This is a genomic window from Roseobacter sp. HKCCA0882, assembly GCF_037805225.1.
In the GTDB taxonomy this organism is placed as follows: Bacteria; Pseudomonadota; Alphaproteobacteria; order Rhodobacterales; family Rhodobacteraceae; genus M30B80.
This window is the reverse complement of record NZ_JBBLYI010000001.1, coordinates 241,264-258,421: the sequence shown is the minus strand read 5'-3', so window position 1 is coordinate 258,421 and position 17,158 is coordinate 241,264. Positions and strand designations below refer to the sequence as shown.

At 53.9% G+C, this 17,158-nt stretch carries 19 protein-coding genes; 4 read left to right on the top strand and 15 right to left on the bottom strand.

The annotated features are described in order from the left end of the window. Positions 1–5: 5 nt before the first annotated feature. Both AAC622_RS01370 and AAC622_RS01365 read right to left on the bottom strand, forming a co-directional pair. Entirely contained in the window at positions 6–734 is a 729-nt protein-coding gene (locus AAC622_RS01370; protein WP_340259952.1) for a class II aldolase/adducin family protein, read from the bottom strand. Beyond that, a complete protein-coding gene (locus AAC622_RS01365; RefSeq protein WP_340259951.1) occupies positions 731–1,873 on the bottom strand; it encodes a TauD/TfdA family dioxygenase in 1,143 nt (380 codons plus the stop codon). Before AAC622_RS01365 ends, AAC622_RS01370 begins: the two co-directional genes overlap by 4 nt. 92 nt (positions 1,874–1,965) lie before the next feature. Between AAC622_RS01365 and AAC622_RS01360 the strand changes: the two genes are divergently transcribed. Further along, positions 1,966–2,865 carry a LysR substrate-binding domain-containing protein gene (locus AAC622_RS01360; RefSeq protein ID WP_340259950.1) on the top strand — a complete coding sequence of 300 codons (900 nt, stop codon included), beginning with the start codon at positions 1,966–1,968 and terminating at the stop codon, positions 2,863–2,865. A gap of 461 nt (positions 2,866–3,326) precedes the next feature. Here AAC622_RS01360 and AAC622_RS01355 read toward each other — a convergent pair whose 3' ends face one another. From AAC622_RS01355 to AAC622_RS01305, 11 genes are all read right to left on the bottom strand, one after another. After that, positions 3,327–3,875, bottom strand: a complete 549-nt coding sequence (locus AAC622_RS01355; protein WP_340259949.1) for a hypothetical protein — start codon at positions 3,873–3,875, stop codon at positions 3,327–3,329. Positions 3,876–3,905: 30 nt separating this feature from the next. Continuing rightward, positions 3,906–4,196: a hypothetical protein gene (locus tag AAC622_RS01350; RefSeq protein WP_317655500.1), complete on the bottom strand. Its 291-nt coding sequence runs from the start codon at positions 4,194–4,196 to the stop codon at positions 3,906–3,908. A gap of 117 nt (positions 4,197–4,313) precedes the next feature. Next, the gene (locus tag AAC622_RS01345; protein ID WP_340259948.1) at positions 4,314–4,631 is read right to left on the bottom strand and encodes an H-NS histone family protein; all 318 of its coding nucleotides are present in this window, start codon (positions 4,629–4,631) and stop codon (positions 4,314–4,316) included. Between the two features lie 699 nt (positions 4,632–5,330). Then, positions 5,331–5,762 carry a hypothetical protein gene (locus AAC622_RS01340; RefSeq protein ID WP_340259947.1) on the bottom strand — a complete coding sequence of 144 codons (432 nt, stop codon included), beginning with the start codon at positions 5,760–5,762 and terminating at the stop codon, positions 5,331–5,333. 273 nt (positions 5,763–6,035) lie between these two features. Then, on the bottom strand, positions 6,036–7,538 hold the full coding sequence (locus tag AAC622_RS01335; protein WP_340261375.1) for a Do family serine endopeptidase: 1,503 nt from the start codon (positions 7,536–7,538) through the stop codon (positions 6,036–6,038). 192 nt (positions 7,539–7,730) lie between these two features. Next, entirely contained in the window at positions 7,731–7,934 is a 204-nt protein-coding gene (locus AAC622_RS01330) for a DUF2065 domain-containing protein (RefSeq protein ID WP_340259946.1), read from the bottom strand. Beyond that, positions 7,934–8,812, bottom strand: coding sequence for a protease modulator HflC (gene hflC / locus AAC622_RS01325; protein ID WP_340254580.1), 879 nt, complete (start codon positions 8,810–8,812; stop codon positions 7,934–7,936). The genes AAC622_RS01330 and hflC overlap by 1 nt, the downstream gene beginning before the upstream one ends. Then, a complete protein-coding gene (gene hflK, locus AAC622_RS01320) occupies positions 8,812–9,948 on the bottom strand; it encodes an FtsH protease activity modulator HflK (protein ID WP_340259945.1) in 1,137 nt (378 codons plus the stop codon). The genes hflC and hflK overlap by 1 nt, the downstream gene beginning before the upstream one ends. A 124-nt stretch (positions 9,949–10,072) precedes the next feature. Further along, positions 10,073–11,428, bottom strand: coding sequence for a glutathione-disulfide reductase (gene gorA, locus AAC622_RS01315; RefSeq protein WP_340259944.1), 1,356 nt, complete (start codon positions 11,426–11,428; stop codon positions 10,073–10,075). A gap of 21 nt (positions 11,429–11,449) precedes the next feature. Continuing rightward, positions 11,450–12,232, bottom strand: a complete 783-nt coding sequence (gene rpiA, locus AAC622_RS01310) for a ribose-5-phosphate isomerase RpiA (RefSeq protein WP_317655508.1) — start codon at positions 12,230–12,232, stop codon at positions 11,450–11,452. Between the two features lie 104 nt (positions 12,233–12,336). Then, the gene (locus AAC622_RS01305) at positions 12,337–13,059 is read right to left on the bottom strand and encodes a thiamine diphosphokinase (RefSeq protein ID WP_340259943.1); all 723 of its coding nucleotides are present in this window, start codon (positions 13,057–13,059) and stop codon (positions 12,337–12,339) included. Positions 13,060–13,267: 208 nt separating this feature from the next. Between AAC622_RS01305 and AAC622_RS01300 the strand changes: the two genes are divergently transcribed. Next, positions 13,268–14,014, top strand: coding sequence for an SDR family NAD(P)-dependent oxidoreductase (locus AAC622_RS01300; protein ID WP_340254566.1), 747 nt, complete (start codon positions 13,268–13,270; stop codon positions 14,012–14,014). A 47-nt stretch (positions 14,015–14,061) separates the two neighbouring features. Then, positions 14,062–14,796, top strand: a complete 735-nt coding sequence (locus tag AAC622_RS01295; RefSeq protein ID WP_340254563.1) for an SDR family NAD(P)-dependent oxidoreductase — start codon at positions 14,062–14,064, stop codon at positions 14,794–14,796. Positions 14,797–14,800: 4 nt separating this feature from the next. Here AAC622_RS01295 and AAC622_RS01290 read toward each other — a convergent pair whose 3' ends face one another. Both AAC622_RS01290 and AAC622_RS01285 read right to left on the bottom strand, forming a co-directional pair. Then, the gene (locus tag AAC622_RS01290; protein WP_340254560.1) at positions 14,801–15,034 is read right to left on the bottom strand and encodes a DUF2842 domain-containing protein; all 234 of its coding nucleotides are present in this window, start codon (positions 15,032–15,034) and stop codon (positions 14,801–14,803) included. A gap of 33 nt (positions 15,035–15,067) precedes the next feature. Next, positions 15,068–16,363, bottom strand: a complete 1,296-nt coding sequence (locus AAC622_RS01285; RefSeq protein ID WP_340259942.1) for an adenylosuccinate synthase — start codon at positions 16,361–16,363, stop codon at positions 15,068–15,070. Between the two features lie 283 nt (positions 16,364–16,646). Here AAC622_RS01285 and secG point away from each other — a divergent pair, with 283 nt between their 5' ends. Then, on the top strand, positions 16,647–17,030 hold the full coding sequence (secG, locus tag AAC622_RS01280; protein WP_340259941.1) for a preprotein translocase subunit SecG: 384 nt from the start codon (positions 16,647–16,649) through the stop codon (positions 17,028–17,030). Positions 17,031–17,158 lie beyond the last annotated feature (128 nt).

Here is a 17,158-nt window from a genome sequence, read left to right as displayed (position 1 = left end):
ATTGTCTAGCCAGCGTTATTTGCTAGCCCATAGGCAGTCCTCAGGTGGTTAAAGTGGCGTGCCGCCATACCACGATAGGCCACCCAACCCTCTGCGGTATCCCTCGCCACTTTATCCTCTAGCACCGCCAGGGGGCGTCCAGTTGCATAGGCCAGCATGAGGGTCTGGGCCGCACGCTCGAAAAAATAAAGGTCCTCAAACGCATCGGCAACGGTAGGTCCCACGACAGTGACGCCGTGGTTGCCCATCACGAGCACTGATTTATCAGACAGTGCCTCTGCAATCCTTTCGCCTTCCTCTAGCGCGTCCGCAATGCCACCAAAGTGCAGGTCGTACGCGACCCGGCCGAAGAAGCGTGCAGTGTTATTGTCAATCGGCCAGAGTGTGGGGTCTTCAAGGCAGGCTAAGGCAGTCGCATAGGGCGAGTGCACGTGCAACACCACACGCGCGCTCGGCAGTCGCCGGTGGATTGTCCCATGAATACACCAAGCAGATGCATCGGGCGCATTATCCCGCGTCATGACGGATGGGTCACCTGAGTTTAAGGCCAAGAGATCCCCGGGACTGATAGTCGCAAAGTGCTGCCACCGGGGATTTAGAAGAAAGACTTTGCCATCCGGGTCTAGCGCCGCGCTGAAGTGGTTACCGACACTTTCGCTCCAGCCGAGAGCGTGACAAATTCGAAACGCATCGGCTAATTCTGCGCGCAGGGTAATTTCATGTTCGTCCATCATGACTTGAACCGCCCCTCACTGACCAATGCGCGATATGTCGAGCGCATCTCGCCGCGATCAACGTAGCAACCGCGCAGATAGCGATCTCCACTCGTTGCTGAATAGGCCGCGCGCCCGTGAACAATTCGGTGATTATCAAACACCATGCACTCGCCGCCTTTCATCATGAAGCGGATCATATACTTGTCCTCTTGGAGCATACGGCCAAACCGGCAGAAGGCGGGGTAATACTCGTCCAACAGCGTCTGATCGAGGTCAAAAATATCTGCCATGTGCTGGCTAATTGTGAGACCCGACACCTCGCCATGATTGTCTAGTTCAATCACAGTCTGGCGTGAGCGTGCATCGTAGTGGTCGTGTTCACAGAAGAACGGAATTGAGATCGTTGAGAGGAGCTCAAACCCCCGTGGGTCTCGCAGCCGGAAGTCATTAGCCACTGCAACGCCATCAGAGTAAAGGCTCTGCCCTCCCTCAACTGTGTTGACACGACAGTGAAGGAACTGAATGCCCGGCGCAAACTCCTCGGCGGGTGTGTCTGTGTGTAACTCCAGCGCAGCCGAGGTGTAGGCGGTGTTGGTTGGATTGATGTGAGTGCGCACATCAAAATACGTGCCGAAGAATGTCGGGCGAACATACCCCATCAACTCAGCAGTCTGGGTCAATCCCTCGTCACTGTCGGGCATGTCCGTGACTATCGTAAAGCCATGGACGATCATGGCCTCAATCCACGCTGAGCGCTGTCCAGTGTCTGCAAGGAGATCCGCTTGCGCAAAACGCGGAACGTTGGGGTAGTGATCGCTGTACCAAGCCTCACGCTTGAGGTCAGCTGGATCTGGGCGGGGCTTGCCAATTGCATAAGTTTCAATCCAGTGCAGCGGCATGCGCGTCACGTGATCCTCGTCTGCCCACTCAACGTGCAGGATGCCATCAACAATCCGGGCTGCTTTCGCTCGTGGCGCTTGCTCTAAATGAAAAATGTCAAAACTGCGTTCACGCGTGATTGGGCTGAAGGAACTAGGGCAATTGTCGCGCAGCCAATAATAATTTAGGTAGCGACGGCCCTGCTTGGGCAGGGTCACGAACAGGCCCCTATCCCCCAACTCTACTGCCGTCACGACTGAGGATTTTCCGTCAAGCATTACTTTAGTCCAGATGATTGCAATAATAAATAATTACAATTGCACATTGATTTTTTAAATATAGATGGATTTATATGAATATAAAATAAGTCATGAGTTATAATCATATTATGGACCACTTCCCCCCACTTCGCTTGTTAGTCTGCTTTGAGGCATTCGCCCGGCACGGATCCATGCGCGAGACTGCCGCACAAATGAACGTGAGCCAGCCAGCGATCAGCCAGGCGATTAAGACGCTCGAGGAATATATTGGCACCACACTATTGGATCGGCGCCGCAAACCAGCAAGCTTGACGGAAGAAGGTGAGATGCTGGCACGCTCTGTGCGGGAGGGATTGAGCCAAATTCGCGCTACCATCAGCGACATTCAGGCAGCGCAAGCGGGACATGAGCTGCAAATCACAGTCGCTTGCACTCTGGGGGTTGCAACCTATTGGCTGATGCCCCGCCTCCCGCAGTTTTACGCGCTGCACCCAGAAATAACGGTGAATGTCCAGGCGCCACCCACAGACTTACCGGTACTGTCGCCGGATATCGATCTGGCCCTGCGTTATGGGGCTCAGAATTGGCGCGACGGGCACAACGAAAAGCTGTTTGATGAAGTGGTCTGTCCCGTGGGAGCCCCTAAGTTCATCGACACACTGCGAGCAAGTGGCACTCCAATATGGAGCGCCCCCTTGATACATGTGCGAAACCCGCACACACAACACTGGGCCGGGTGGGAGGCCTATCTCTCAGCCAAGGGCATGCCAGCGCCCAAGCAGGCAGGGCACTCATTCAATAACTATGTCCAAGCCATGCAGGCAGCTCTGGATGGTCGAGGCCTCATGCTGGGGTGGCGCTCAATTACTGCTGGCGCAATTAATGACGGAACACTTCGACCACTCGCAGATCTAGCCCATAATTTTGGCACGGCATATTACATCTCAAGCTCGAAAACACCGACACAAAATACCCGCTCGTTTATTAACTGGATCAAGACGGTGGCTTAGTCTGCGGGGCTAAGTCTGCAAATTATATCGACGTGCAGTTATCTTTCATCTTGATAGAAAAAACACGCATGGTAGCCTCACTTAATGAGCGATCCGATTCCAGAGTTGAGACTGTGGCAAGCCGTCCTGTGGAGGGCCACTCAGGATTTACAAACAAGCGAAAGCAGCAGAGGTCGAGAGTTTCAAGACGTCAGGCGCTGGATTGGGGAATACCCATCGAGGGACTTTCGAGAAGTGTGTATGATGGCGAACTTGGAACCTGATTTTGTACACCCGCGGCTTCATAAAGCACTATCAGAAAAGTTAGAGCACCTAGCACCACACAAACAAAGTAAAAACTTTGCCGCCGAGTAGTAGTGGCGACTGAGCTATACTGCTAGTGGGGATAAGTTATGTTTGGGTGTGCAAAAATTTACTTACACGGGCAGTCTGCTTGCCAATCAGCGCATTTGCAGATGGGCTCAGGAGACTTCGCGGAGCAATCTGAAGAAAAGCATCGAAACTACGAGCACTGCTGCAAAACCTAACACATCTCCGACAAATATCGCACCCGAAGCCCGCACGTCTGTTACATCCAAAGTGTAGTGCAGGGCTGCATTCATCATTGCACCAAACGCACCTGCGAGAACCAGACTTTTCCAATCGATTGAAACCGCGAGATAATTACGCTCGATAAAGTCAAAGCGGCTCAATACCTCAAAGGCCAGAACGCAGGCCACGAGACTCCCCAACGCCAGAACAAGCCCTTCGAGGATCGTGGCCGCATCACCCCCAAGCCCCGCATAGACCGCGCTGATAGGCAGGAGGTAGAGGATGCTTCGCCACCCAAATAAATAGGCCGCTAGCACCCGAACACCATGCGGGAAGAACAGCACACTGCCATAAATAATGCCCGGCACCACGGACTGCTGCAATTTATCCGACACAACGAATACAGCCTCAAAGGCCATCGCGTAAAAGATCGAACACATGACCAAGGCCACAAGATCGGTCATAAGTGCATGCCGCATACGCACAGCCTTACTCGGGAAATTAAAAGATCAAGCCACGATAATATAATCGGACTTGCGACCTGCGCCTGCGCGCTTCAGCTTGCCCTTATCGATCAGGCAGCGCAGGGTGCGAAACTTTGTGCTCACGGGCATGTCAGCAATCAAATCCTGCGCCTCTAAATCATGCAGCGAAAATGAGCCGTCTGCTTTTGCAGCCAATGCCGCGGCACTGAGCACATATTTCTCAGCCTCAGTGAGTTGGTGAATGCCCACTGACGCCTCCATTTTTTCCAACGTATAGCGCAACCGCGCGACATTGGTGAGGATGTCAAAATTCATAGCCAAGTGCCTCCACCTTACAAAAGTTTGCCTCGCTGGGTTAAATTATAACCCGCGAAACACTTTCTGGATAGCCGCTCATGTGGCCAAGCACGACCCGGCCACATAACGCTTCGGTTACTTTATGAGCAAAGCGTCAAGTGATTTGCCAGAGGCAAGGTTTGCCTCGACCCACTTTGGCTGGCGCCCACGCCCAGTCCAAGTCTGCTCTGAATTGTCCGGGTTCACGTATTTTGGCGCCACCTTGGATGCTGACTTCCTTGGCTTCCCGCCCAATAAGTCCGAAAGCGAAAAGCCCATCTCAGCAGCCTGCTTCTCAAGTTTGGCTAGCGCCTCCCTCTTCATTCGGTCTTCGTAGCCATCGATAGCCTTACTGACGCGCTTATTCAAATCACGGAGTTCAGCTAAGGAAAGATTGTCAAGATCTATATTCATATTGACGCTCCAAATAAATTACCTAAAACTACTTAAATAATTTTATAAAAAAATCAAGACGCTCTTTAAGCAGAGTCGCCAATAAATTTTAATTTAAATTTTTCGTCGATAATAATTTAATTAAGAAAAACTAGGTAAGTAACGCAAAAATCTCAGAATGAAAAAATAGATTTAATACCAAAAATATAATAATACTAATCTGGCAACGAAATTTCGTATCCAGCTCTCTTGTCAGTTCCGAGCCTAGTTACGTAGCCAACTACACACAAAGCTTTGAGTGAACGAAAAAAGAACTCCGAGACACACCGTCCTCTCCCCTCAACATTTCAAGAACCTCAACCGGAGAAAATATATTTTCCGAATTGGATGCCGCAAAGGCTGCCCTCAACACCTTCCTCTCAAGATGAGACAGGCTGCCAATCCCAGCAGCCTGCTCTATGCGCTCCAGACGCGATGCCAGTGCACAGATACGAGCTAAACTTGCATGCCGCCCCATTAGAAGCACTCCAAAGAATTTATTCCATGCGGACAACGTATCTCAGCAGGTCAAATCAATCAATTGGGCCAGTAATCGAGGGTAATATTATTCATGCAATGGCAGCCATTTAGTCAAGCTACCATTACATTAGCAATCGCCAGAAATGATAAAAATTCATCGTGAGACGAGCGGCCCCAAGATATCCATGACCATATAGGCCATCAGCTCGCTGGCGACGCCTCTTGAGTTGACGCGTCTGCTTCAGCTTCCGACTGGGCGGCCGCACGCTCGAGTGCAGCTGCCTGCCGGGCTATAAAGTCACAGTGAGCACCCAATTGAGCCGACAGTAATTTACCGTCATGCGAAAGGTCAGCAATTTTCCAACGATACCCGTCGCGCAATAACGTCACGTCCACGCGCTGCGAGCCTGGAGTGCGACCGGTCAATACGGATACCTGTGCTGCTTGCAAGGTCTCTATCTGGCTCTCATAGACCAAGGTTTCAGGGAGTTCCGCGAGGACTGGCAAGACGTCGCCCATCTCTAGTGGCCCCCCATAAGCTTCTTGATGGCAGGCAGCGGCACGGGCCGAGGCCTGCACCAAATCATCGGTGAGATATTGCGGCTGCAGTTCGGGATCTGTGAAAGCGGCCATAACCACCCCACCACGGGGCGGGATCACCTGCGCCAAAGCCTGTTGAGGGGGGCTCAACTCTTCCACAGGGGGCATGCTCATCGGTTGACACCCGGCAAGGAGGGTGGCGGTCAAGATCAAAGCAACGGGCAAGTGGCGCATGGGTTTGGCCCTCCTTGGGGCAGTCGAAATTCTGGTCACGCCTCCCCTAGCAAACCCTTGCACTTGGGGCAAAGAAATAGCGCGGGCCGAAGATAAATTCAGCCCGCGCCTGTGTCTACTTGGCAGGATGCCTTAATCAGTTAGGGTTAGGGCCACAAAGCGTGGATCCCCCGCGCGGCGGATCAGCAAGAGAATAGATTTTTGCCCCGCATCACGCGCCTCTCCAACAATTTGGTCAAATTCCTGCGGAGTGGAAATCGGCATTTGCGCAACTTCGGTCACAATGTCGCCCGCCTGTAGTCCCTTTGCCGCCGCGTCCGAGCTTGGATCGACCGCCTCAATCACCACACCGCTCAGGCCCCGTGCCGCGAGATCTACACGATCCTCTTCGGTGATAGGGCCAAGGCGCAGGCCAAGCACATCCACGGATGCGGGTTTAATCGGTTCGGGCTGCCCCGCGCCGCCTGCATCCGCGGTCTCGCGGCGCCCCAAGGTAACAGAGAGGGTTTCAACGTCACCACTGCGCAGAACGTCCATATCCACCGTTTCCCCAGCAGGGGCCGCGGCCACAACACGCACCAATTCGCGGGTATCCTGAATATCCTGCCCATCAAAGCTGAGGATCACGTCCCCCACCTCGACACCCGCATCACGGGCGGGGCCTTCTGGCACATCTGTGACCAATGCACCGCGTGCCTCCTCCAAGGACAGGCCATCGGCGATATCTTGGGTCACGTCCTGAATGCGCACGCCCAACCATCCACGGCGCGTTTCGCCGAATTGCTGCAATTGATCAACCACATCGCTGACCACGGCCGAGGCCATAGAAAACCCGATACCAATCGAGCCACCGTTGGGTGACAGGATCGCAGTGTTCACGCCGATGACATCGCCCTCGAGGTTGAACAATGGCCCGCCCGAGTTACCGCGATTGATTGCAGCGTCTGTCTGGATGAAATCATCATAGGCCCCCGACAATTCCCGCCCGCGTGCCGATACGACACCGACCGAGACAGAGAACCCCTGCCCGAGCGGGTTTCCCATGGCCATAACCCAATCCCCCACGCGCAGCGCGTCACTATCCCCAAAGGAGACTGAGGTGAGCGGGCTTTCAGGGTCGACCTTCAAAAGCGCGATATCGGTGTTGGGATCTGTGCCGATTAATTCAGCCTGCAACACCTCGCCCGTGCGGAATTCGACCGAAATCTCATCGGCTCCCTCGATCACGTGATTATTGGTGACGATAAACCCATCGTCAGAGATCACAAACCCCGATCCCAGCGCCTGAGAGCGGCGGGGGGCTTGGCCCCCTTGACCATTGCGGTTCATAAAATCGTTAAAGAAATCTTCAAATGGCGATCCAGGTGGCAACATGGGTTGGATGCCCTGCGGCCCTTGTTGGCGGGCGGCAACGATTGAGGTTGTGGTGATATTCACGACCGCATCGCCCACTTGATCCACCAAATCTGCAAATGTGTCAGGCCGCGCCGATTGCGCCTGCGCGGGGCTTTGCAGGGTGATTAGCCCCAGCGCCACAAGTGCGGCAGCCAGTAATAGCGCCGCTTGGCGCAGACGCGAGACCGGCGGTGGCGCAATGGCAATTGCCTTCACTCGCGCCACAGCTCTTGGCCGCATCCATTCCGTGGTTTGATAATCGCGTCTCACCTGCACACTCCTTTTTATCTCCCAAACCACGCCCGGACGAGCTGTGGTTAGGTTCCGTCATAACCAATAGGGTCAGATGAATATTTGGCCGCCCACAAGGTTATTCAAGAACCGTCCCTATCACCCTATCTCACACCCCCGTCACAAGGCCGTGAAAGTAAATTACAAACTTCCCGTAAAGGCCAGAATGATGACCCCAAAACACACCGCGCCAAAGCCGATGAGGCGGCGTGTTTCCACGGGGATCGCCGCGAGAAAAACAATCAGATTCTCCAAACGCGAAGGGGCCAGCACAAAGACCAGCCCCTCGATCAGCAGGGCCATACCAAGCCCTGCAATTATAATGTCCCACGACAATCCCAGCATCAGCGCGGGCTCTGCGAAGACCCCAAGTAATCAAAGAATTCGCTATCAGGGGCCAAGAGGAAGGTGGAATTCCCCGTGCGCAGGGCTTGGCTATAGGCATTCATCGAACGATAGAATTCAAAGAATTCTGTGTCCTGCGAAAACGCCTCGGCAAAGATGCGGTTCCGTTCGCCATCTGCCTCACCGCGGATGATTTCGGCTTCGCGGGTTGCCGCTGACACGGTCTCAACCACGGTGCGGTCGGCTTGGGCGCGGACACGCTGTGCAGCCTCGGCACCACGTGCGCGTTCATCTGTGGCTTCGCGCTGCCGCTCTGCCTCCATGCGGGCAAAGGTGGCTTCAAGGTTTTGCTGTGGCAATTCCGTGCGCTTGAGGCGCACATCTAGAACTTCAAGACCAACCCGATCGGCCAGGTTGCGTGCCTGTTCCGTGATGCGTGCCATAAGTGAGGCGCGCTCACTGGACAAAATCGTGTTTGACGTCACACCGTCAGCACCCAACACGGCACGGATCTGTGGGTTGAGAATATCTTGTAGCTGCGCCTCAGCCGCGCGCAGACCGCCCGCGCCAATCGCCTGACGGAAGGCAACAACATCCGAAATCCGATAGCGCGCAAATGCATCAACCACCAAGCGGCGATCATCAGACGGGGTCACCTCAATCGGTTGGGTGTCAAGCGAAAGGATCCGGTCGTCATAATAAACCACCTCTTGGATGAACGGCACTTTGACGTTCAACCCTGGCTCCTCGATGACCTGGCGGATTTGACCAAACTGCAGAACTAGCGCCTTTTGACGCTCATCCACGATGAACAGTGAGCTGAACGCCACGGCAACAGCGAGAACGACAACGGGGATTAGGAAAGCAATACGAGACATCAGTTATTCCCCCCTGCTGCAGGGTCAGTTCTGCGCAATTCATTGAGTGGCAAATACGGCACAACGCCATTCCCTCCGCTATTCTCATCCATGACGATCAGGTTCACATCACCCAAAACCTGCTCCATGGTTTCAAGATAGATACGGCGGCGTGTCACTTCGGGCGCCCCGCGATATTCTTGAAGAACCGCCAAGAAACGGCTTGCTTGACCCTCGGCCTCATTGACCACTTGGGCGCGATACCCTTCGGCCTCTTCCAGCAGCTGCGCCGCTTCACCGCGCGCGCCCGCGAGGGCTTGGTTGGCATAGGCATCCGCCTGACGCTCTAGTCGGTCGCGCTCCTGTTCTGCGGCTTGCACGTCACGGAAGGCGTCAATCACCTCGGCGGGCGGGTCAGCGCGGTCAAGGTTAAGGCGCACAATATTAATGCCTGAATCATATCCATCCATCGTGGCTTGGATCAAATCCCGCACCTGATCTGCAACTAGGCCGCGATCCCGGTTTAAAATTGGAGACAGCTCGGACTGCGCGATGACTTCACGCATCGCGGCCTCTGATACAGAGCGTACAGTTGCCTCTGGATCTCGAAGGTTAAAGAGGAACTCTGCGGGGTCTTTGATGTTCCAAACAACTTGGAAATCAATATCGACGATGTTTTCATCCGTGGTCAGCATGAGGCCTTCGCCCGCGCGGGAAGACCCAATCGCCTCGGTGCGCTGCGTGGTGACTTCGATCACTTGGGCGCGCACAAAGGGCCAAGGCGCCAAATGCGGGCCATCGCCCGTGGTGCGATAGAAACTGCCAAAGAATGTTTCAACGCCTTGCTGAGACGGCTGAACCGTGTAAAAGGACGCCAAGAACCAAGCAACGATGCCTGCGCCCGCGCCAAGCAGGAACATGCTGCGTGTCGGTTTAAAACCACCGCCGCCTGCGCCGCCGCCAAAGCCGCCATTGCCGCCACCGCGCCCCCCCATCAAAACGCGGAGTTGCTCTTGGCCCTTGCGAACCAAATCATCCAATTCGGGGATCTGTTGCCCACCTCCCTGTTCAGGGCGGCGCGGGCCGCCATTGCGACCATCATCGTCGCCACCTCGATTTCCACCAGAGCCCCAAGGGCCGCCGTTATTTCCAGCCATGCTGCGCTATATCCTCTTGTGATCTCTCGTCTTACATATTCAGTCAAATCTGTGCCCTGCCGCGCCACGCTGCACCACATGGGCCATCACCGTCTTGTCACAGATGTGCCTTTGCGCCTGATTTTCAAGCCACGCGGACGGGTGTTTTCAGTGTCACCAATTCCTCCGACATGGTGGGATGCACGGCGCAGACGCGGTCAAAATCTTCCTTGGTTGCGCCCATTTTCACAGCAATACCCGCCAATTGGATCATCTCACCCGCCTGCGGGGCGACAATGTGACAGCCCAAAACGCGGCGCGTTTCAGCGCAAACCACCAATTTCATCATCACCCGATCAGACCGCCCCGCAAAACTGGATTGCATCGGTTTGAAAGAGGTCGCGTAGACCTCAATTGGGCCTGCTGCGCGGGCCTCTTCCTCAGACAGGCCCACAGTGCCAAATTCGGGCTGTGTGAACACCGCCGAGGGGATTAAGTCATGATCCACGGGCGTCTTCTTGCCTTCGAAGACTGTCGCAACAAAGGCCATCGCTTCGCGAATGGCAACGGGGGTCAGGTTCACACGATTGGTCACATCCCCAATTGCATAAATCGAAGGCACGGCGGTTTGGCTGAATTGATCCACCACAATCTCACCACCACGGCCCAATTCCACGCTAAGGGCGTCTAACCCCAACCCATCGGCGTTGGGGCGGCGACCTGTGGCAAAAAAAACCTGATCGAAACTTTGCGTCTCGCCATTTGTCGCCTCAACACGCAAGCCCGTGTCATTTTTCTCAATCCCAATCACATCAGTGCCCATATGGATAGAAACCCCATTGGCCCGCATCTGGTCGCAAATCAGCCCACGCGCCTCATCATCAAAGCCACGCAGAATTTGTGCGCCGCGATAATATTGCGTGACCTCAACCCCAAGGCCATTGAGAATACAGGCGAACTCGCACGCGATATAGCCACCGCCCATAATCAATATTGATTTCGGCAGTTGCGGCAGGTTGAAAATATCATCCGATACGATGCCATATTCCGCGCCCTTGACATCGGGGCGGACGGGCCGACCGCCCGTAGCGATCAAGATATGTTTCGCGGATTTGATTGTGCCATCGGCAAGGCGCACGGAATGCGGATCCGACAGGGTGGCCCGCTGCGCAAAAACAGTGACACCTGATTTGTCCAACAGGCCGTTATAAACACCTTCCAAGCGATCTAACTCAGCGGATAATTTGCGCTGGAAATTCGGCCAATGAAATGCCCCCAGTGAAATGTCCCACCCATAGGCCGCTGCATCTTCTGCCATCGGCGCATATTCCGAGGCAAAGACCATCAGTTTTTTGGGCACGCATCCGCGGATCACACAGGTGCCCCCCATGCGGCTATCCTCAGCCAAGGCCACCTTGATCCCCAAACCTGCTGCAACGCGTGCGGCGCGCACCCCGCCAGAGCCGCCACCAATTACGAAAAGATCATAGTCAAATGTCATAAATCAGCCTGAGTTGAGGGATTAGGAGAGGTTAAAGAGGTTATCACCCTCAAGAATTTCGATCTTTTCTCGCTCGACCGTGCCATCGTTGATATTGCGCACCTCAACGGTGCCATCACCATTGCCGATCACGATAATGTCGCAAATATCGAGGAACAAACCATTCTCCACCACACCTGGGATCTGGTTCAGAACAAGCGAGGCTTGTTGCGGGTTGGCAATGCGCTTGAGATGCAAGTCGATGATGAAATTCCCTTCATCTGTGCGATAGGGCTCTTCCCCCGAAAGGCGCAAAGATGTGCTGCGACCCAGAACATCGAGATTAACCAAAACTTCCTCAATCAGGGCTTTGGTGGTTTGCCATCCAAACGGAATAACCTCGACGGGCAAGGGGAAGGCCCCAAGACCCGTTACCTCTTTTGCAGGGTCGGCAATCACGATCATCTGATCCGAAGCGGTTGCTACGATTTTTTCTTGCAACAAAGCACCACCACCACCTTTGATGAGGTTCAGGTTTGGGTCAAACTCATCCGCGCCGTCAATCGTGAGATCCAGCCATTTCACCTCGTCCAAGGTTTTGACTGTGATGCCAACTTCACGGGCAAGCTCTGCTGTGCGGGTTGATGTGGCAACACCTGTGACCTGCAATCCGTCTTCGCGCACCATCTCGCCCAGACAGCGTACCATCCATGCTGCCGTTGATCCCGTCCCAAGCCCAAGGCGCATCCCATCTTCAACAAAATCAACAGCGCGCTTTGCCGCCACATATTTTGCTTTATCAATTGGGTTAAGGTCAGCCGCCATTCGCGCGTCTCCATATTGTCATGCCAAAGGGTCAGCCGCACTGCGCCAGTGGCGTTTGTCGATCTCGCATCATGTTTAACGAAACTTGTTCATGGATGCGAGGGTCAAAGAGACAAACCGAAACTCTGCAAAACCTGATCACGGTAGCGCGCAGGCAAAATGGCAAGCAGCCCTGCCCCCTTGGCCATCAGACGCAGCTCCCCACCCTCGGCCTTGTTGGATGTGCCAATCTGCCCCATCGGATCGAAGGTCAAACCATCGAGAGGCCAACGCAGCCCCTCAGCGGCACAGGCCACAGGGGTAAAAGGGAACAAAGAGACCCGCGTATCTCGCGGTAATTCAAAAGCCATTTCGCGATGCGCAGGGAGGTGGAAAACCACATCCTGCGCGCTTTGCAAAATGACGGGCGCGCCTTGATGCCGCGCCAAGGCCTGCATCGCGGCCAATCCATGATCGGCGCGCGGCCCTAGAAACCCAAAACCTATGATGCACGCAACATCCAAAACCCGCAAAGATTTCTCAAAATCGGTGCTGTCCTGCTCGGGAATGTGATGCAGAACATCCCCGAATTGGGCGCGCGTCTCAGGGCTGATGGAATCCATATCGCCAATCACGGCAACGGGCTGCAGACCAAGGCGTAAGGCGTGATTAGCACCACCGTCAGCCGCGACCACAATCGCTCCAGAGTTGACCAGCGCCTTTACTGGCTGTTCTTCAATTTCTCCACCACCTATCAGGCACACAAGACGTTCGGTGTAGGCTAAACTGTTCTCTGACGCTGATATCCCGCCAAAGCTAAGCTCGTTATCATTCACCTCTACGCTCACGAATGCGTTCAATCCAAATTCTGCAACAGTGAAAAAAATCGTTTTGGTTTTAGCTCATTAGCCCTAGCGTATCACTCAAAGTGATACTGCAGAAGCTAAAAAACGCTTTTGAAAAATACATAGAGCATAGCTAAACAAAATACTGAGGGGCTCTATAGCTTATGAAGCTACGCCAATGAATTTGGCTTTAAAATGTTAGGATTACCAGTTGATAAATCAATTCAAGCTCAAAGATAAAGTTGTTGTTGTAGTAGGTGGAGCAAACGGTATTGGCGAAGCTTGTGCAAATTATATGGCGTCTTTAGGTTCGCATATAATAATATTGGACAAAGATGGAGCTGCAGCCAAATCGGTTAGCGAGAATATACCAAACTCACTCTCATTCGAGCTTGATATTTGCGACGCAAACCAAATCGACGAAGTGTTCGAGAAAGTCCCGAACGTAGACGTCTTGGTGAATAGTGCCGGCGTAGCGCGTCGGCAACCGGCTCTGGACCATAACAAGTCGGACTGGGATTTGGTTGCAAACGTCAACACCACCGGATCTTTTCTATGTGCTCAGGCTGCAGCCAGAAAGATGGTCAAAGCAAAACAACCGGGATGCATCACAAATATAGCCTCAATTATGGGGCTTTCAGGGGGGGGTATTTACCCCAATGTCTCGTATCAAACGTCAAAGGGAGCTATAGTAAATATGACACGTGCCTTGGCAGTTGAGTGGGCCCCTTATGATATCCGTGTCAACTCTGTTGCCCCTACGTATGTGAGAACGGAATTTATTAGACCGTTACTTGATGACCCCTATACTGTTCGACGCATCGAGGAAATGACGCCCCTAGGCAAGATTGCTGAGCCAGGAGATGTGGCTGCCGCTGTCGCTTTTCTATCGTCGTCAGCAGCATCTATGATCACTGGGCATACTCTCCCCGTCGATGGAGGTTTTTTGGCCCAGTAGTGACAGGGTTACGATGGACCTACCAAACCAAAAGGATACCGAAGTCGATGCAAGAAGTAACTTACGATTTTTCCAATAGAATTGCTGTAGTGACGGGGGGGGCAAACGGAATCGGCTCTCAGATTGCCTCACAATACCTTGATGCCGGAGCCAAGGTAGTCATATGGGATCTCCATCCCCCAAAGAACAAAAGAAAAAATGCAATTTTCAAGGAAGTTGACGTTAGTGACCTCAGCCAAGTCGAAAATGCAACCAAAGACACAATTAACAATTGGGGCAAGATTGATTTCCTCTCACACAATGCTGGTTATGCCGGCCCAACTGAGAACACAATTAACTACGACACGGAAGCTTGGATCAAAACTGTGCAAGTCAATTTAATTGGCACTTATATCGTAGCAAAAACAGTAGCTCCATGTATGGTCTCTGAGGGGTACGGTCGCATAATTAATATGGCGTCTCTTGCAGGCAAAGAGGGTACACCCTACGCATCTGCATATTCTGCGGCAAAAGCTGGTGTAATAGGCTTTACTAAGTCGCTCGCAAAAGAGCTGGCCGAAACCAATGTTCGAGTGAATTGTGTGGCACCTGCTGCAGTAAAAACGAACATTCTCGACCAGATGGAACCTGACTTTGTGGAAACTATGATAGCAAAGTCACCGATGAAGCGCCTTGGCTATGCACGGGAGGTCGCCGATATAGTAATGTGGCTTTCCTCTAGTGCATGCTCATTTAACACCGGCGCTGTTTTTGATATGTCGGGAGGCAGAGCCACGTACTAAAGCGTTAGTGTTTACCGTCTTTGTCGCCGTTGTTATCTGCCTGTCCAACGCCCTTGAAAACGGCTTTGAATGGTAGGGCCCACAAAATACCAAGACCCACATATATGGCAAACTCCACCCAGATGGAGGGGCGCTCAAACAAGCTCATCAGCCACCACGCCGCCGCGATATAGGCAGGCAGCCCGAAGATCAGGATAAGCAGGGACAAACGCTTGCGGGTTTTATAGCCAAGGGCCATGACAGGCAGCTCTCCCTTTGGTCGGTGATCAGATCAATCCGCGAACGGGTCAGTCACAAGAATTGTGTCTTCACGCTCGGGTGAGGTGGAAAGTAGCGCCACGGGGCAGTCGATCAACTCCTCCACACGGCGCACATATTTGATCGCGTTGGCAGGCAAATCCGCCCAAGAGCGCGCGCCTTCGGTCGTCTCATGCCACCCTTCCATCTCTTCATAGATTGGCGTGCAGCGTTTTTGCGCCTCAGACGCGGTTGGAAGGTAATCAATCCGCGTGCCGTCTAATTCATATCCCACGCAAATTTTGAGCGTGTCAAACCCGTCAAGAACATCCAGCTTCGTCAGCGCGATCCCGTTCACACCAGAGGTCGCACAGGTCTGGCGCACAAGGGCGGCGTCAAACCACCCGCAGCGCCGCTTGCGCCCTGTGACCGTGCCAAATTCATGGCCACGCGTGCCCAGACGGGTGCCATCGTCATCGTCCAATTCCGTTGGAAACGGCCCCTCGCCCACGCGGGTTGTGTAGGCTTTTACGATGCCCAGCACATAATCAACCGCACCTGGCCCAAGACCGACACCTGTCGCAGCCTGCCCTGCAATGACGTTGGAGGAGGTCACAAAGGGATAGGTGCCAAAATCAATATCCAGCAGCGCACCTTGAGCGCCCTCGAACAAAATACGCTTACCCGCGCGGCGCTGTTCGTTCAGAAACTTCCAAACAGGTGTGGCATAGGGCAAAATCTCAGGCGCAATGACCTTAAGCTTTTCGATCAGCGCATCGCGATCGACAGGCGCGATGCCAAGGCCACGGCGCAGCGGGTCGTGATGCTGTAGCGCGCGATCAACACGGGCGATCAAGGTGGCCTCATCCGCCAAATCCGCAACCCGCACCGATCGGCGACCAACCTTATCCTCGTAGGCAGGGCCGATGCCGCGGCCTGTGGTGCCGATTTTGGTGCCGGCGCTGGCCGCATCTTCGCGGGCACGATCCAACTCACCATGGATTGGCAGGATCAGCGGGGTATTCTCCGCAATCATCAATGTTTCAGGACTGATGGTCACACCATCTTGGCGGATTTTTGCAATCTCTTCTATGAGATGCCAAGGATCGAGAACAACGCCATTTCCAATAACGCTAAGCTTGCCGCCGCGCACTACACCCGAAGGCAGCGCGTTGAGTTTGTAGACCTTGCCATCAATAACCAATGTATGGCCTGCGTTGTGCCCGCCTTGAAAGCGGCAAATCACATCCGCGCGCTCGCTGAGCCAGTCGACAAGCTTGCCCTTGCCTTCATCCCCCCATTGCGCGCCAACAACCACAACATTCGCCATTTTACGATCCGTCCTTATCCGCAGGCCAGAATGGCCAGCTCTTGCAAACGATGGCGTCTATAACGACACGCAGCCTCGGTGAAAAGCGCGAAACGCATAGCCCGCCTGCAGCAGAACGCGGGACGGGCCCACATCCTTGGGTCATGGAACTGTCATATGTGTTGCAATATTCAAAGGATTCGCCTTAAAGTTGTGAAACTCTTGGCTTGCGGCGGCGGGTCGCATCCCCTAAGTAAGCCGCGAAAAGTGACGGATTGTTACAGACACGCACCTGAGGCCGCTCATGGAAAATATCGTTCTCGTCATCCATCTTATCCTTGCAATCTGCTTGATTGCCGTGGTGCTTTTGCAGCGCTCCGAAGGGGGCGGCATGGGCCTTGGTGGCGGCGGTGGTGCAGGCGGTGGTCTTATGACAGGCCGTCAAGCGGCAACAGCCCTCAGCAAACTCACATGGGCCTTTGCGACTGCGTTTCTAATTACATCGGTCACATTGACTATTTTGGCGGCGCAAAACTCGGCCACCACATCTGTGCTAGACCGCATTGGCACATCAGCCCCCGCTGACGGGGCCGCAACCGATGGCACAAGCGACAGCGCGCCCGCGGCAGATAGCCTTCTGCCCCCAGCATTGGGGGATGCGCCTGCGCTGCCGCCACGGGCGGAATAACGCAGCATCTAAAATTAATTCACCGCAAAGACCCAATAAATATTGGGTCTTTGTTATTTTTAGCCACATGATATAGCGCTGACCGCTTGCCCTAAGGACACGAATCCTGATACGGTCAAATCCCGTGA

What these genes read in the sequence shown, in the direction of transcription:
- AAC622_RS01335 (WP_340261375.1), bottom strand. Translation starts at nt 7,538, where the DNA reads ATGCGGCCAAGAGCTGTGGCGCGAGTGAAGGCAATTGCCATTGCGCCA.
- rpiA (WP_317655508.1), bottom strand. Translation starts at nt 12,232, where the DNA reads ATGGCGGCTGACCTTAACCCAATTGATAAAGCAAAATATGTGGCGGCA.
- AAC622_RS01365 (WP_340259951.1), bottom strand. Translation starts at nt 1,873, where the DNA reads ATGCTTGACGGAAAATCCTCAGTCGTGACGGCAGTAGAGTTGGGGGAT.
- AAC622_RS01350 (WP_317655500.1), bottom strand. Translation starts at nt 4,196, where the DNA reads ATGAATTTTGACATCCTCACCAATGTCGCGCGGTTGCGCTATACGTTG.
- AAC622_RS01295 (WP_340254563.1), top strand. Translation starts at nt 14,062, where the DNA reads ATGCAAGAAGTAACTTACGATTTTTCCAATAGAATTGCTGTAGTGACG.
- AAC622_RS01340 (WP_340259947.1), bottom strand. Translation starts at nt 5,762, where the DNA reads ATGGCCGCTTTCACAGATCCCGAACTGCAGCCGCAATATCTCACCGAT.
- AAC622_RS01345 (WP_340259948.1), bottom strand. Translation starts at nt 4,631, where the DNA reads ATGAATATAGATCTTGACAATCTTTCCTTAGCTGAACTCCGTGATTTG.
- AAC622_RS01355 (WP_340259949.1), bottom strand. Translation starts at nt 3,875, where the DNA reads ATGCGGCATGCACTTATGACCGATCTTGTGGCCTTGGTCATGTGTTCG.
- AAC622_RS01285 (WP_340259942.1), bottom strand. Translation starts at nt 16,363, where the DNA reads ATGGCGAATGTTGTGGTTGTTGGCGCGCAATGGGGGGATGAAGGCAAG.
- hflC (WP_340254580.1), bottom strand. Translation starts at nt 8,812, where the DNA reads ATGTCTCGTATTGCTTTCCTAATCCCCGTTGTCGTTCTCGCTGTTGCC.
- AAC622_RS01360 (WP_340259950.1), top strand. Translation starts at nt 1,966, where the DNA reads ATGAGTTATAATCATATTATGGACCACTTCCCCCCACTTCGCTTGTTA.
- hflK (WP_340259945.1), bottom strand. Translation starts at nt 9,948, where the DNA reads ATGGCTGGAAATAACGGCGGCCCTTGGGGCTCTGGTGGAAATCGAGGT.
- AAC622_RS01370 (WP_340259952.1), bottom strand. Translation starts at nt 734, where the DNA reads ATGATGGACGAACATGAAATTACCCTGCGCGCAGAATTAGCCGATGCG.
- AAC622_RS01330 (WP_340259946.1), bottom strand. Translation starts at nt 7,934, where the DNA reads ATGCTGGGATTGTCGTGGGACATTATAATTGCAGGGCTTGGTATGGCC.
- AAC622_RS01290 (WP_340254560.1), bottom strand. Translation starts at nt 15,034, where the DNA reads ATGGCCCTTGGCTATAAAACCCGCAAGCGTTTGTCCCTGCTTATCCTG.
- secG (WP_340259941.1), top strand. Translation starts at nt 16,647, where the DNA reads ATGGAAAATATCGTTCTCGTCATCCATCTTATCCTTGCAATCTGCTTG.
- gorA (WP_340259944.1), bottom strand. Translation starts at nt 11,428, where the DNA reads ATGACATTTGACTATGATCTTTTCGTAATTGGTGGCGGCTCTGGCGGG.